15 protein-coding genes are annotated in these 12951 nt (G+C 59.1%); 3 read left to right on the plus strand and 12 right to left on the minus strand.

Features of this window, described 5'->3' with window-relative positions; translation table 11 throughout:
* Positions 1-103: 103 nt before the first annotated feature.
* The 3 genes from HQ945_RS14365 to HQ945_RS14375 all read right to left on the minus strand — a co-directional run bounded on the left by HQ945_RS14365 (position 104) and on the right by HQ945_RS14375 (position 1985).
* Entirely contained in the window at positions 104-1177 is a 1074-nt protein-coding gene (locus tag HQ945_RS14365; protein WP_113281496.1) for a 5-(carboxyamino)imidazole ribonucleotide synthase, read from the minus strand.
* Positions 1178-1179: 2 nt separating this feature from the next.
* The gene (gene purE / locus HQ945_RS14370) at positions 1180-1677 is read right to left on the minus strand and encodes a 5-(carboxyamino)imidazole ribonucleotide mutase (protein ID WP_091921046.1); all 498 of its coding nucleotides are present in this window, start codon (positions 1675-1677) and stop codon (positions 1180-1182) included.
* Between the two features lie 104 nt (positions 1678-1781).
* Entirely contained in the window at positions 1782-1985 is a 204-nt protein-coding gene (locus tag HQ945_RS14375) for a YdcH family protein (RefSeq protein WP_027231186.1), read from the minus strand.
* A 226-nt stretch (positions 1986-2211) separates the two neighbouring features.
* Between HQ945_RS14375 and HQ945_RS14380 the strand changes: the two genes are divergently transcribed.
* On the plus strand, positions 2212-2391 hold the full coding sequence (locus HQ945_RS14380; protein WP_027231185.1) for a YdcH family protein: 180 nt from the start codon (positions 2212-2214) through the stop codon (positions 2389-2391).
* A gap of 119 nt (positions 2392-2510) precedes the next feature.
* Here HQ945_RS14380 and HQ945_RS14385 read toward each other — a convergent pair whose 3' ends face one another.
* The 3 genes from HQ945_RS14385 to HQ945_RS14395 form a co-directional block, all read right to left on the minus strand.
* Complete coding sequence (locus HQ945_RS14385; RefSeq protein WP_027231184.1) at positions 2511-2774, minus strand: ArsR/SmtB family transcription factor; 264 nt, start codon at positions 2772-2774, stop codon at positions 2511-2513.
* Positions 2775-2851: 77 nt separating this feature from the next.
* A complete protein-coding gene (locus tag HQ945_RS14390) occupies positions 2852-4108 on the minus strand; it encodes an MFS transporter (RefSeq protein ID WP_091947940.1) in 1257 nt (418 codons plus the stop codon).
* A 112-nt stretch (positions 4109-4220) separates the two neighbouring features.
* On the minus strand, positions 4221-4406 hold the full coding sequence (locus tag HQ945_RS14395; RefSeq protein ID WP_113281495.1) for a DUF1192 domain-containing protein: 186 nt from the start codon (positions 4404-4406) through the stop codon (positions 4221-4223).
* A gap of 95 nt (positions 4407-4501) precedes the next feature.
* Between HQ945_RS14395 and HQ945_RS14400 the strand changes: the two genes are divergently transcribed.
* Positions 4502-5506, plus strand: coding sequence for an NAD(P)H-quinone oxidoreductase (locus HQ945_RS14400; protein WP_113281494.1), 1005 nt, complete (start codon positions 4502-4504; stop codon positions 5504-5506).
* An 84-nt stretch (positions 5507-5590) separates the two neighbouring features.
* Here HQ945_RS14400 and HQ945_RS14405 read toward each other — a convergent pair whose 3' ends face one another.
* On the minus strand, positions 5591-7792 hold the full coding sequence (locus tag HQ945_RS14405) for an esterase-like activity of phytase family protein (protein ID WP_113281493.1): 2202 nt from the start codon (positions 7790-7792) through the stop codon (positions 5591-5593).
* A gap of 227 nt (positions 7793-8019) precedes the next feature.
* Here HQ945_RS14405 and HQ945_RS14410 point away from each other — a divergent pair, with 227 nt between their 5' ends.
* Entirely contained in the window at positions 8020-8712 is a 693-nt protein-coding gene (locus HQ945_RS14410; protein WP_174208223.1) for a DUF1013 domain-containing protein, read from the plus strand.
* Positions 8713-8861: 149 nt separating this feature from the next.
* On the opposite strand, the gene HQ945_RS14415 is transcribed toward HQ945_RS14410, so the two are convergent.
* The 5 genes from HQ945_RS14415 to HQ945_RS14435 form a co-directional block, all read right to left on the minus strand.
* The gene (locus HQ945_RS14415; protein WP_113281492.1) at positions 8862-9572 is read right to left on the minus strand and encodes a helix-turn-helix transcriptional regulator; all 711 of its coding nucleotides are present in this window, start codon (positions 9570-9572) and stop codon (positions 8862-8864) included.
* Positions 9565-9975 (minus strand): hypothetical protein, encoded by a 411-nt coding sequence (locus HQ945_RS14420; RefSeq protein ID WP_091921039.1) that lies wholly within the window; start codon positions 9973-9975, stop codon positions 9565-9567. Before HQ945_RS14420 ends, HQ945_RS14415 begins: the two co-directional genes overlap by 8 nt.
* A gap of 25 nt (positions 9976-10000) precedes the next feature.
* Positions 10001-10588 (minus strand): DJ-1/PfpI family protein, encoded by a 588-nt coding sequence (locus HQ945_RS14425; protein WP_113281491.1) that lies wholly within the window; start codon positions 10586-10588, stop codon positions 10001-10003.
* Between the two features lie 29 nt (positions 10589-10617).
* A complete protein-coding gene (locus HQ945_RS22900; RefSeq protein ID WP_113281490.1) occupies positions 10618-10917 on the minus strand; it encodes a DUF1127 domain-containing protein in 300 nt (99 codons plus the stop codon).
* 85 nt (positions 10918-11002) lie between these two features.
* The gene (locus HQ945_RS14435) at positions 11003-12907 is read right to left on the minus strand and encodes a propionyl-CoA synthetase (protein ID WP_113281489.1); all 1905 of its coding nucleotides are present in this window, start codon (positions 12905-12907) and stop codon (positions 11003-11005) included.
* Positions 12908-12951: the final 44 nt, after the last annotated feature.

Consider the following 12951-nt stretch of genomic DNA (forward strand, 5'->3'; position numbering starts at 1 on the left):
GCCGGAAACACGTGGCGGGGAAATAGCCAATGATTACCCCGAATGTCAACTCCCCGCTGGCGATTCATCGCATGATTCCGCGCTCAATCGCTTATTTGTCCAGCTAAAGTCTTTTGCTGATGCGCGTGACATGGCCCATCTTGCGGCCGGGGCGCGCTTCCGCCTTGCCGTAAACGTGCACGACTGCACCGGGCTCCTTGAGGAGTTCCGGCACTTTGTCGATATCGTCACCGATCAGATTTTCCATCACGCAGTCGGAATGCCGCCTTGTATCGCCGAGCGGCAAGCCGGCGATGGCACGGATATGCTGTTCAAACTGCGAGACGGCACAGGCAGCCTCCGTCCAATGGCCGGAATTGTGCACGCGCGGGGCAAATTCATTGGCGAGCAGCGTGCCGTTGGCAAGAACGAAGAACTCGACGCCGACGACGCCGACGTAATTCAGGCCTTCCAGCAGCTTGCGCGCGGCATCGGCAGCGAGCCCGGCCATGGTGGATGAGACCGATACAGGGACGGTCGACGTCGCGAGAATGCCGTCTTTATGTACGTTCTCGGCGATGTCGTAGACCTTGATATTGCCTTCCTGATCGCGCGCGGCGATTACCGAGATTTCACGCGTGAAATCGACCATCGCCTCGAGGATGGCGGGTACCGCGCCGATTGCCGCGTAGCCTGCCTTTGCACTTTCGCCGTTGGCTCCGGTGAACTTGACCTGACCCTTGCCGTCATAGCCGAATCGCCGTGTCTTCAATATGCCCTTGCCATCGAACGCCAGCAGGGCGGCTTCGAGATCGCCTTCGCTTTCGACGATGCGCCATTGCGCCGTCGGAATGCCGACCTTGGCAAGGAAGCGCTTTTCCGCTACGCGGTCCTGCGAAACCTTGAGCGCCTCCGGCGGGGGAAACACACTTTTCGTCTCGTTCAGCGTTTCCGCTGCATCGACCGGCACATTCTCGAATTCGTAGGTAATGACATCGCTGACCTCAGCGAGTTGTTCGAGCGCATTCGGCTCGTCATAGGCCGCGAGGATGTGCTGGTTGGCGACCTGACCTGCGGGACAATCGCCCTGGGGTTCCAGGATCACCGTCCGGTAGCCAAGCCGCGCCGCCGCCATCGCCAGCATGCGCCCAAGCTGCCCGCCGCCGATAATGCCTATTGTCGAACCTGGAGATATCATGCTCACGCCTCGTCAGAAGGCCGCAGAGCAACCTTGTCGCTTTGCGCCTGCCGGAATTCATCCAATCGTACCGCAAGGGCAGTATCGTTCAACGCCAGGACCGCCGCGGCCAGCAATGCTGCATTGACTGCGCCAGCCCGCCCGATCGCCAATGTTCCGACCGGGATACCTGCAGGCATCTGCACGATCGACAGCAGCGAATCCTGCCCCGACAGGGCCTTCGATTCGACCGGAACGCCAAACACGGGCAAAGCAGTCATCGAGGCTGCCATCCCGGGAAGATGTGCAGCGCCGCCGGCGCCCGCAATAATGACCTTGAAACCATCCTCGCGCGCGCCTTTGGCAAAGGCGACGAGACGGTCCGGTGTCCTGTGTGCCGAGACGATCCGGTCGTCATGGGAAATGCCGAGCGCATCGAGCGTTTCGGCGGCGTGACGCATGGTGGCCCAGTCGGACTGGCTTCCCATGATGATTGCGACGTCAGCGCGTTTATCTGGCATTGAGCATCCTCTGAAATACGAGGCGGTGTGGGAGTAGGTCGGATTAAAGGAAAAGGTTGTCCCCCGCAAGTTAACTCGCGGACAGGTGCCTGCCGTTCTTGAAATCAGGCAATTATATCGGGAGTGATCTTGTCTTCGAGCTCGATGAGCTTGTCTTTGATGATGAGCTTCTTCTTCTTCATGCGCTGGATGCGAAGCTGGTCGCAGCCCACCTGGATCATTGCTTGTATGGCGGCATCGAAGTCCATGTGTTCTTGTTTCAATCTTGCGACTGCCAATCGAATGTCAGCCTGATCCTGATCGGACATGCAGTGATTCCCGATATTTCGCTGTAATAGAAGCTAGTGACTGGTTGCAGGCAATTCTGTCCTCGCCAGCACGTCGCCATATCACATTTTACACCACAAGAAAATCCTACGAAACAAATTCGACAATTGCTTAAAGTGGTGGCAGACTGTCACGGCTCTGTCACATACTTGCCGCGCGGCAAGTGGAGCACGTACGAGTTGGGCAACAAACCAAGGGAGAAGCCGGATGGCCATTGAGTCTCATCTTGAAACGCTTGAACGTAAGCATGGAGCGCTTGAAAAGCAGATTGCTGATGCGTTGTTAAGTCCCGCCTCCGACGACCTGATGATAAGCGATTTGAAGCGTCGCAAGCTTATGCTGAAAGAACAGATCGAAAGGCTGAAATTAGCCGTCACCCACCACTAGGAAGGTCCCACGAAATTCCATCCGGCAGCTACCCAGCGCCGCGATGGCAGCGATAAAAGAGCCCGGTCTCCGCTTCACGCAGGGACCGGGTTTTTCTTTGCCCGCCCCTGAGAGTCGTCTCATCCGCTCCAGAATTGGTCGAGCCATAAATTCAAGTGAAAGAAACCGCTGTCATCGACGGCGTAGATGCGGCGCGTGCCCTCCGATTTCACCTTGACGAGGCGCGCATCGAGCAGCGCTTTCAGGTGCTGGGAAACCGCTGGCCGCGAGATCGGCAGCCCGAGCGCAAGCTCGTTCACGGTTTTTGGCCCGCGGCGAAGTTCCTCAAGGAGGTAACGGCGGTTGGGATCTGAAATGGCTGTAAAGGCATCCGTCTCGACCATGTAGAATAGTCGGTTTAAACGAAGCGCATTGTCAACGGATTTCGTTGTCGAGCGAACCTCCAGAGGTCCGCAAACGCCTATTCCGCCGGGTTTTCGGCGCGCGGGTCAAGCCGCACGCTTTCCGGCGTTACCCGCTCGGCGCCCGCAGTTTTGAAATTGTCCCTGAGCTCTATCGGCACGGGCGCGCGCATGCGCGAGCGGATGATCGCATGGGTCATGATCAGAACATGCGCGAGCGCTGTGACGCCGAAGAGCGCAGATGGCGAAATGCTCTCCATGGCAAGGGCGCCGAGGATGGGACCAAGCATCGTGCCAAATCCGTAGAGCAGCAGCAGGCCGCTCGTGACTTTGACGAAATTTGCCGAGTCAGCAAAGTCATTGGCATGGGCGACCGCGACGGGATAGAGCGCATAGGCGAGCCCGCCATAGATCGCCGTCATGATCAGGATAACATAGGCATTATGCGGGGAGATGAGGAAGATCAGAAGGCCGATCACCGCAGCTGCACCGCCAACAATCGCAAGGACGTAGCGCCGGTCGGTGCGGTCGGACATGCGGCCGACGGGGATCTGCATCAGCGCGCCGCCCATAACCGACGCGCTCATCATCAAGGCGATCTCGGTTGTCGAAATGCCCGTGGAGGCGCCATAGACCGCACCGAGCGTACCGAACGCGCCGTTGGCCACGCCAATGAGGATACAGCCCAGAAAAGCCACGGGCGAATTGCGGTAGAGGGCCCTGAGATCAAGCTGGACTTCCGTCAGCGGTTTCGGACTGCTGGCGGTCGAAATGGCGGTTGGTATCAGTGCGAGGCAGAAGAGGATGCCGGTCAGCATGAAGAACGTCCCCGAGCGCACGTCTCCAAAGCCGATCATCATCTGGCCAACCGTGATGGACGCGAAGTTGACTACCATGTAGAGGCCGAAAATCTGGCCGCGATTGGAGTTCGTCGCCCGCTCGTTCAGCCAGCTTTCGATAACCATGTAGGAGCCCGCCATGGCAAAGCCGGTCAGGGCGCGCAGGGCGATCCACGCTATCGGTTCGACAAGGATCCCGGTGAACAGCGCAACAATTGCCGCGATCGCGGCAAAGGCGCTGAAGGCCCGCACATGGCCCACCCGCCGCACCAGGCGCGGCGCAAGCAGGCAGGAGGTGATGAAGCCCCCTGCCCAGGCTGTCCCGAGAAGGCCGAGCGAAGTCGTCGAGAAGCCTTCAGCACCGCCGCGCAGTGGCAGGAGCAAACCGTGCAGGCCGGACGCCATGACAAGAAACGATGTACCGCAAAGGAGCGCGAAGACCTGGATGAACGAACGAAACACGGCAAGACCTTGCATGAGAATGAGGGAGGAACCGACTCGCTAACTCCGCCGGCACCGGGTTCGTTTCATGGAGCAATAGGGTAACTTCATGGCATCCCTGTTTCGTTACCCCGGAGACTATCGAAACTTAGCGGAAGAGCGCTTCGGCCGCGACCTTGCTGTTGCCCTTGCGGGAACGTTCTTCTTCAAGGCGTGTGATTTCAGTCCGCAGCAGGCCTATCCGCTCGTCAAGTTCGGAAACCGACAGCAGCGACAGATCCTGCCCTATGTCATGAACGACCTTGCGTCTTGGCTCTTCGTCGAAAACTGACATCATTTCCTCCAAGATAAGCTCTAATATACGAAGATACAGCCCAACCACTTGGAATTGCAAATCATTCTGGCGAATCGATCGAAGGGAACAGCTCCATGGCCGAAAAAATACCGACAACCATGACGGCAATCGAGATCACCCAGCCAGGGGGGCCGTTGGTGCTGAAGGCCGGAAAACGCGGCGTTCCCGAGCCAGGTCCCGGCGAGCTGTTGATCGAGGTCAAGGCCGCAGGCGTGAACCGTCCGGACGTGTTGCAAAGGCAGGGTCACTACCCGCCTCCGGCTGGCGCTTCCGATATTCCGGGGCTTGAGATTTCCGGGGATATCGTCGCTGTGGGCGCAAATGTTACCCGCTTTCGAATAGGGGAACGGGTGACCGCGCTCGTTGCCGGCGGCGGTTACGCCGAGTTTTGCAGCGTGCACGAAACCAACGCGCTGCCGATCCCGGCCGGCTACGGCTATATCGAGGCGGCCGCCATTCCGGAGACGTACTTTACGGTCTGGCACAATGTGTTCCAACGCGGCGCGCTAAAGGAAGGTGAAACCTTCCTCGTGCATGGCGGCTCCTCCGGCATCGGCACGACAGCCATTCAGCTCGCACACGCGTTCGGCGCCTCGGTCATGACCACTGTCGGCTCGCAGGAGAAGCGCGAGGCCTGCCTCAAGCTCGGCGCCAGCCATGCCATCAACTATCGCGAGGAAGATTTCGTCAAGGCGGTCAAGGATGCGACCGAGGGCAAGGGTGCAAATCTCATCCTCGATATGGTCGGCGGTGATTACATCGAGCGCAACTACGAAGCCGCCGCGCTTGACGGGCGGATTGTGCAAATCGCCTTTCTGCACGGTGCCAAGGCGACGAGCGACATTTCCAAACTGATGGTGAAACGTCTCACGCATACAGGATCAACCTTGCGCAACAGGCCCGTGGAGTTCAAGGCGGGTATCGCAAGGGCGCTTGAGACCAAGGTCTGGCCGCTGCTGGTCGAGCGCCGCGTTGCGCCGGTGATCGACATGGTCTATCCGCTGCACGAGGCTTGGCGGGCGCATGAGCGCATGGAAGACGGCCATCACATCGGCAAGATCGTGCTCGACGTCGGTTAAACGACGAACTCTTATTGTTTACATAGAAACGCGATAGGGCCGCAGGTGTAAGGCTGCGGCCCGGTCGATTGCTACCCGGCGTTATCAGTTGGTCGCCTGCACCTTGCCGACGCTGAAAAACAGGGTTTCGCCCGACGAACCATCGACCCCGTCGTTGTCGGTAACGGCATAGCCATTGCCGTCGGAATCGATGGTGAAACCTTCAAGCTTCTCCACGACATAGCCATTCGAAGCCTTCAGATCGTCCATGAAGTCGTGAGCAAGCACCTTGGTCACGACCGGGAGCTTCTCTCCGATCTTGACCGGCTTCAGGCCGTCAAGCGCGATGCGATAGAGCCGCTTCACCGCGGCCTTCTGGCCGATCTGGTTGTCACGCTCGATGATATAGAGCTGACCGTCATGGGCGGTGATCTCCGAGAGGCCGACCCAGCCATTTTCCGTCTTGTCGAGCGGATAGGAGACCGCGCTCCAGCTCTTGTCCTTGACGTTATAGGCAAGGAGCTTGACGAAACCCTTCTCGTCATCCTTCCACTCGCGCTGAATCGCCATCCACAGAACCGCATCATCGCCTTCACCAACGCGGGTTATGCCTTCAAGGCCAAAACGCGTCTGGTTCGGAAGCAGTTCTTCCGGAAGGGCGATTTCCTTCTTGATCTCGCCCTTGTCGTTCACGTTGAGGATCGCATGCGGGACGAGCTTTGCCTGGTCGCCTTCGTTGGCGAGCCAGAAGCCACCCTGACCGTCCGTGGTGATGCCTTCGATATCGAGCTTCTGCGCCGCCTGTCCGCCGCGCTTGACAGTGAGCGCCTCGGTGATTTTCGCCGGCGCCTGTTTGGCATCGATGGTGAAGATCGAGGGGGAAGCGTAGTAGAACGAGTCGGAGACAGCGTAGAGCTTGCCGGGCTCTTTCAGATCGCCGACGAGGCCGGATAGAGCGCCCCAGCCGAGCGGCGTGCCGTCATCCTTCGTGGTCGATACGATCTGCGGATAATTAGGCTGCTGTTCCTTGAGTTCATAGATCATGACGTGTGAGCGCGCGCCGCCATCTTCGACGAGATCGCTCTCGTTGGCTGTAACCAGAAGGTTGCGCGAGGGAATGGCCAGAACACCTTCAGGTCCAATGCCTGAGGGAAGCAGCTGCACGAATTGCGGCTCCGCGCCATTATCCTTGTAGACGCCGACGAGCGAAGCGCGCTCGCTGGCGACGAAAAGATAATTGGTGTCGCCGAACTTGCCCACTTCGGCGCCTTCGAGCTCGACGCCCTTTTTGTTACGCTTGTCCGGATAGTGTCCGGCTTCCGCCATCTTCCATTCGAGCGAGGGGCCGGATTCATAAAGCAGCTTGCCGTCCTTCGAGAAGATACTGAAGCTGCGGGAGCCGCCCTTGTAATCGCCTTCATTGGCGATGACAAAGCGGTCATTGTCCAGCCATTTGACGGTGTCGGGCTCGCGCAGCACGCCCTTCATGCTGCCGTCGAATTTGAGTGCGCCTTCATTCTTCACGTCGATCTTGTCGAGATCGACGGTGCCGGCGGAGAAATGGTTGACGATCTTGCCGGTTGCCGCATCGACAATGGCGATATGGTTGTTTTCCTGCAGCGTAACGGCGATCAAATTGTCCTTGTTGATCGAGACGAACTCGGGTTCGGCATCCTGCGGTGCGATTTCGGAGAGCCCGATCAGTTCAACAGTCTTCATGCCGGCGCAGTCCGCCGCGCCGTCCTTCAGCGCCAGAACCTTGAGATTTCCGGATGGCATCTGCGGCAGCGCGCCTTCATTGATCTCTTCGTCACGTTCGTTTTCGATGACGATGGCAGCGAAGGTCTGGTCCGGTGAGATCGCAACCGAGTCCGGCTGGCCGTCGAGATCGCAGCTGGAGACGACCTTGCGTGACGCGATATCGATGATGTCGAGGCGGCCCGACGGGTTGGCCTTGTCCTTGGACGTATTGACCGCGGCAAATACCGTATCGCCGAGCGCTGCAACCGAGGTGGGCTCACCCTCTACCTTGATGATGCCGCCGGCCTGCGGCTTTGCCGGATCGGTGATATCGATGAAGCCGACCGAACCGTAAGGGCTATCCGAATAGATCAATGTCTTGCCATCACCGGAAACGGTGATGATCTCGGAAGAAGTCGGCTTCGACTTGTCAGCGTCCTTCGGCAGATTATTGGCTACGGCAAAGCTGGCGATCCGGTTGAAAATGGGGTCGGCAGATGCAGGCATGGCAACGGATGCAAGAAGTGCCGCGCCAAGCCCGAGGTAGAGCGTGTTCCTGTTAGACATTAGTAGACCTCCGATTGTGATTGCGGAGATCGATGGCGTAGATGCATTGCAGTGCGATGACACTTTGATGACAGTTCGATGAAACGGCTCCAGAGCGGATTCATGCGGCTGAATCCGATTCTTGCTCATCGGTTAAAATGAAGGTATATAGCGCCTCGAATTCCCGGAAATTGTGGTTGAACCCACGTCCCGCGCCACCGGAGCGGACGAACGAGAGGATTATATCTATGGCCACCCAGCTTCTTATGCCAAAGGCAACGGCCGTCTGGCTTGTCGACAATACCGCCCTTTCTTTCGAACAGATCGCCGCTTTCTGCAAGTTGCATCCGCTCGAAGTGAAGGCGATCGCCGATGGCGAGTCCGCGCAGGGCATCAAGGGCCTGGACCCGCTGATCACCGGCCAGCTTTCGCGCGAGGAAATTGCGCGTGGCGAGGCCGACGTCAATCACAAGCTCAAGATTTCCGATCCGAAGGTCCGTGTTCCCGAGACCAAGCGCAAGGGCCCGCGCTATACGCCGCTTTCCAAGCGTCAGGATCGCCCAAATGCCATTCTCTGGCTCGTCCGCAATCATCCGGAGTTGAAGGACGCTCAGATTTCGCGTCTCATCGGCACGACAAAATCGACGATCGAGCAAATTCGTAACCGTACCCACTGGAACTCCAACAACCTGCAGCCGATGGACCCGGTGACGCTGGGCCTTTGCTCGCAGATCGATCTCGACATCGAGGTCGAGCGCTCGTCGCGCGGCCGTCCCGCCCAGCCGGTCGAGAGCGGTGAGACCTTGCTGCCGGCTTCGGCAACCGAGAACCTCGACGTACAACCGCAGGTTCGCGACGAGGACGAAGAACTCGACGCCGACAAGGTCTTCGCCAAGCTGTCGTCCCTCAAGGGCCGAAATCAGGACGAAGACGAGGAATAGGCTCCTCTGCCTCGTCGTTTGACGGGGACTTAAGGAATAAAAAAAGCTCCGTCCGCGGAGCTTTTTTTATTGCCGGGAAAATATTCTGACGGATTCGAAACCAGGCCCTAACCCAGCTCGCGGCATGATTCGGCATGCCTTGCCAGCTTTTAAGATGCCTTCGCCCGCGTCTCCGGCGTCTCGCTGAGTTCGACCCGGCGATAGAAATCGGCAAGCGTCTTGCCGCGCTCCTGCCGGAAAATGCGGTCGATCTTCTCGACCTTGGCAATGCGGTCGATGCGGAACGTGCGGAAGTCATTGCGCAATTCGCACCAGCTGATCAGCGTCCACACCTTGCCCCAGAACCACAGCCCCAGCGGCCGGATGTCCCGCATGCTTTCCTTGCCTTCGAGGTCCGTATAGGTGATCGAAAGGACCCGGCATTGCTCGGCAGCGTTTTCCGCAAGATCGATCAGCAACCGGTCGTTCTCGGTAATGCTCGTTCCGGAAGCATGGATATGCGTGTTGGCGATCCGCGGGCGTTCTTCCTTGGGCAGTACAGCACCGATCTTGATGATGGCTTCCTCGGCAGCACGTGCCATGGAGGCCCCGCCCCAGGCGGTAATGAGCCGTGCACCGGCGACGAGCGCGACCACCTCGTCGCGCGTGAACATCAGGGGCGGCAGGTCGAAGCCTTCACGCAGAATGTAACCGACGCCCGCTTCGCCATCGATCGGAACGCCTGTCGATTGCAAATCGGAAATATCGCGATAGATCGTGCGCTCCGACACTTCGAGTTTCTCAGCCAGCTGGCGCGCTGTCACGAGCCTGCCACCACGTAGTTTCTGCACGATCTGGAATAGCCGGTCCGCCCTACGCATCGCTCAATCCTTCCCGCCGGCGCTGTTCGAGGACAAACGCCGGTCCAAAGGAAAGCTTCGCAATCGTCGGCGTCTTGATGTTGACGACACGCCAGAACGGCGTGACTGCCTTGACATCGCCTGTTCGCTGATATGCCTCATAGGCAGCTTCCGCCACCGTCCGCAGGTGAAACCCGGTGGTAATCGGACAGGTAACCTCCGCACCATGCGCCTTCGCCATCGCCCGGCGCATGGACTTCACATCCATCTCGGCGCCTTCGGGAAGACCGCGAATGAACTCATCGATCTCCAGCGCCGTTGGCACGAGCATGATCTCACCGGCCTTCATGCCGGCAATACTGATTGGCGCAGGCTTGACCTGGTGCCGATCCTCGGAATTCAGCTTTTCAGTCCACGTCTTCATATTACGCGTCCTCACTCGGCCAATGTCAGGCCGTCTGGTATTCCTGCGCGATGAACGCACGCATCTCGGCCACCTGGCCAGCCTGCTCCGGCATCAGCGCTTCAAGGAAACTCGTGGCAAAGGTACCCGGTGCCGCTCCGGATGCGCTGACGATATGACCATCGCGCACTGCGTGCGGAACATCCTGGTAGAGCTCCGCGCCCTTGTAATCGCCGATCTTTGACTGCAGCCATCCAGCGCCGTTACTGGTATGGCGTCGGCCTTCGAACAGGCCCGCGCGGGCGAGCGCCAGCGTCCCGCCGCAGATGGCCCCGACGATGGCGCCTCGCGACAAAGTCGCATTCAACAGGGGCGAAATGTCAGGAGCGTCTTCCTCGGGCCACAGGTCCGAGCCGATGATGGCGAGACCATCTAGGTCGGCATTTTCGTCCGGCGCAACACCCCGATCCGGAATGAGCTTAAGTCCACCAATCGAGCGGAGCGGACCTTGCGACGGCGACAGGGCGACGATGCGCCCGCCGAACCATTCAGTAGCGGAGCCGGAAAGCAGACCGAATTCCCAATCGGCAAACTTGTCTATGAACACCATTCCGATCAGCTTCTTCGGTTCCATGCCGCCACTCCCATTGCCGCTCTGAAAAATCAATATTCTAGCCCGAAACGCCGGGACTTGCTTGTCTTTTTGGGCTGGAATGCTCTTGTCCAATCGATATGCCGCAGGGGAAGGTCGACGCCGGCACTGTCGGTGCCGACGTCTGCATTCCTCATTGCGCCACGACGTGCAAGACGCTCTGCATAAGCATCCGGCCAACCGATATCCTTAAGCACATGCTCGGGAAGCGAATTGAGATGGCGCTCCGTGCGCAGTTCCTCGCGATACGCTGCGAAGTCAGTCAACAGACGCCTTACTGTCTGAACAATGCCAAAATCTACGTAAGTCATAACCCTGTCTCCTTGTCATCACGGAGACACTATCGCACACCCCTCCTGACAACCTTCTGTCAGGAGGATGTCAGGAGGACTCAAATCATTTTCGGCCTATACCGCGCGCCTCGAGGACCACGATGATCTCATCGAGAATCGCCGGGTCGTCGATCGTGGCCGGCATGTTCCAGGGCTCCTGATCGGCTATCTTTTGCATCGTCCCGCGCAAGATCTTGCCGGATCGCGTTTTAGGCAGCCGCTTTGCCGTGATGGCCAGCTTGAACGCCGCTATGGGCCCGATCCTTTCGCGAATGAGCACCACGCAATCCTGTTCGATATCTGATTCAGCCCGCGTCACGCCGGATTTGAGGACGATGAAGCCGCATGGCACCTGACCTTTGAGATGGTCGGCAATGCCGATCACCGCGCATTCGGCAACGTCCGGATGGCTTGAAAGCACTTCTTCCATCGCCCCCGTCGAAAGGCGATGCCCGGCGACGTTGATGATGTCGTCGGTGCGGCTCATGATATAGACATAGCCCTCCTCATCGACGATCCCGGCATCGGCGGTTTTGTAATAGCCCGGAAACTCGCTGGTATAGGCTTCGCAAAACCGCTTGTCGGCGTTCCACAGCGTGGGCAGGCATGAGGGCGGCAGCGGCAGCTTGACAACGATGTTGCCGAGGTCGCCGCGCTTGACGGGGTGGCCGGCATCGTCGAGGACCTGAATGTCATAGCCTGGCATCGGCACCGTGGGCGATCCGTACTTGACCGGCAACATGCCGAGACCCGCCGGATTAGCCGCCATCGGCCAGCCGCTTTCCGTCTGCCACCAATGATCGATGACCGGCACCCCGAGCTTCTCCTCGGCCCATTTGATCGTATCCGTATCGGCGCGTTCGCCAGCCAGAAACAGATACTTCAGCGAGGACAGATCATACCTGGCGATGAATTCGCCTTTCGGATCCTCCTTCTTGATGGCGCGGAATGCGGTTGGCGCGGTGAACAGCACCTTGACCTTGTGCTCCGATATGACCCGCCAGAATGCACCTGCATCCGGCGTACCGACCGGCTTGCCCTCATAGATGATGCTGGTGGCGCCGATGAACAGCGGCGCATAGGCGATATAGGAGTGACCGACAGCCCAGCCGATATCTGAGGCAGCCCAAAACACCTCGCCGGGCTTGGTGTCGTAGATCGCACCCATCGACCAGGCGAGCGCCACCAGATGTCCGCCATTGTCGCGCACGACGCCCTTGGGCTGGCCGGTTGTGCCCGATGTGTAGAGGATATACAGCGGATCGGTTGCCTCGACGACCGCACAGGGCACCTTGCGCCCGCGTGCGGCCGCCACCGCATCGGCATAATCAAAATCGCGATCAGCAACGAGTTCGTGCGGCTGCTGCGGACGCACGAGGATAAGGCAGGTCCCGACCTTGTGCGCGGCCTGCTCTATGGCCTTGTCGAGCATAGGTTTGTAAGCCACCACGCGCCCGGGTTCGAGGCCGCAGGACGTCGCTATGATCATGACCGGCTTGGCATCGTCGATGCGCGTCGCCAGTTCATGCGCTGCGAACCCGCCGAAAACAACGGAGTGAACCGCGCCTATCCGGGCGCAGGCGAGCATCGCGACGATGGCTTCCGGTACCATGGCCATGTAGATGATAACGCGGTCGCCTTTGCCCACGCCCTTGTCGATCAGAACGGCCGCGAGCGCATTGACCTCGTCAAGGAGCTCGGCATAGGTGATCCTGCGCTGCGTTCCGGTGACTGCGCTATCATAAATCAGTGCGGGCTGATCGGCCCTGCCCTGTTCAACATGGCGGTCGACGGCGTTATGGCAGGTATTGCACTGGGCCCCGGCGTACCAGCGCCCGTAGGGGCCTTGCTCTGCGTCAAACACCTTATCCCAGGGCTTGAACCAGTCTATCGCCACGGCCGCATGAGCCCAAAAGGCCAGCGGATCGGTTTGCCACTCGCGATAAACGTCCTTGTATCGTGATGTCATGTATTTCCTCCCGAGTTTGGCAGCATCCGCAATGTGCGGGCCAG

The sequence above is a fragment of the Phyllobacterium pellucidum genome, from assembly GCF_013327855.1.
In the GTDB taxonomy this organism is placed as follows: Bacteria; Pseudomonadota; Alphaproteobacteria; order Rhizobiales; family Rhizobiaceae; genus Phyllobacterium; species Phyllobacterium pellucidum.

Coding starts and splice junctions, on each gene's coding strand:
- HQ945_RS14380 (WP_027231185.1), top strand. CDS start 2,212: ATGGCCATTGAGTCTCATCTTGAAACGCTTGAACGTAAGCATGGAGCG.
- HQ945_RS22900 (WP_113281490.1), bottom strand. CDS start 10,917: ATGACTTACGTAGATTTTGGCATTGTTCAGACAGTAAGGCGTCTGTTG.
- HQ945_RS14415 (WP_113281492.1), bottom strand. CDS start 9,572: ATGCGTAGGGCGGACCGGCTATTCCAGATCGTGCAGAAACTACGTGGT.
- purE (WP_091921046.1), bottom strand. CDS start 1,677: ATGCCAGATAAACGCGCTGACGTCGCAATCATCATGGGAAGCCAGTCC.
- HQ945_RS14425 (WP_113281491.1), bottom strand. CDS start 10,588: ATGGAACCGAAGAAGCTGATCGGAATGGTGTTCATAGACAAGTTTGCC.
- HQ945_RS14390 (WP_091947940.1), bottom strand. CDS start 4,108: ATGCAAGGTCTTGCCGTGTTTCGTTCGTTCATCCAGGTCTTCGCGCTC.
- HQ945_RS14385 (WP_027231184.1), bottom strand. CDS start 2,774: ATGGTCGAGACGGATGCCTTTACAGCCATTTCAGATCCCAACCGCCGT.
- HQ945_RS14395 (WP_113281495.1), bottom strand. CDS start 4,406: ATGTCAGTTTTCGACGAAGAGCCAAGACGCAAGGTCGTTCATGACATA.
- HQ945_RS14410 (WP_174208223.1), top strand. CDS start 8,020: ATGGCCACCCAGCTTCTTATGCCAAAGGCAACGGCCGTCTGGCTTGTC.
- HQ945_RS14400 (WP_113281494.1), top strand. CDS start 4,502: ATGGCCGAAAAAATACCGACAACCATGACGGCAATCGAGATCACCCAG.
- HQ945_RS14435 (WP_113281489.1), bottom strand. CDS start 12,907: ATGACATCACGATACAAGGACGTTTATCGCGAGTGGCAAACCGATCCG.
- HQ945_RS14375 (WP_027231186.1), bottom strand. CDS start 1,985: ATGTCCGATCAGGATCAGGCTGACATTCGATTGGCAGTCGCAAGATTG.
- HQ945_RS14420 (WP_091921039.1), bottom strand. CDS start 9,975: ATGAAGACGTGGACTGAAAAGCTGAATTCCGAGGATCGGCACCAGGTC.
- HQ945_RS14365 (WP_113281496.1), bottom strand. CDS start 1,177: ATGATATCTCCAGGTTCGACAATAGGCATTATCGGCGGCGGGCAGCTT.
- HQ945_RS14405 (WP_113281493.1), bottom strand. CDS start 7,792: ATGTCTAACAGGAACACGCTCTACCTCGGGCTTGGCGCGGCACTTCTT.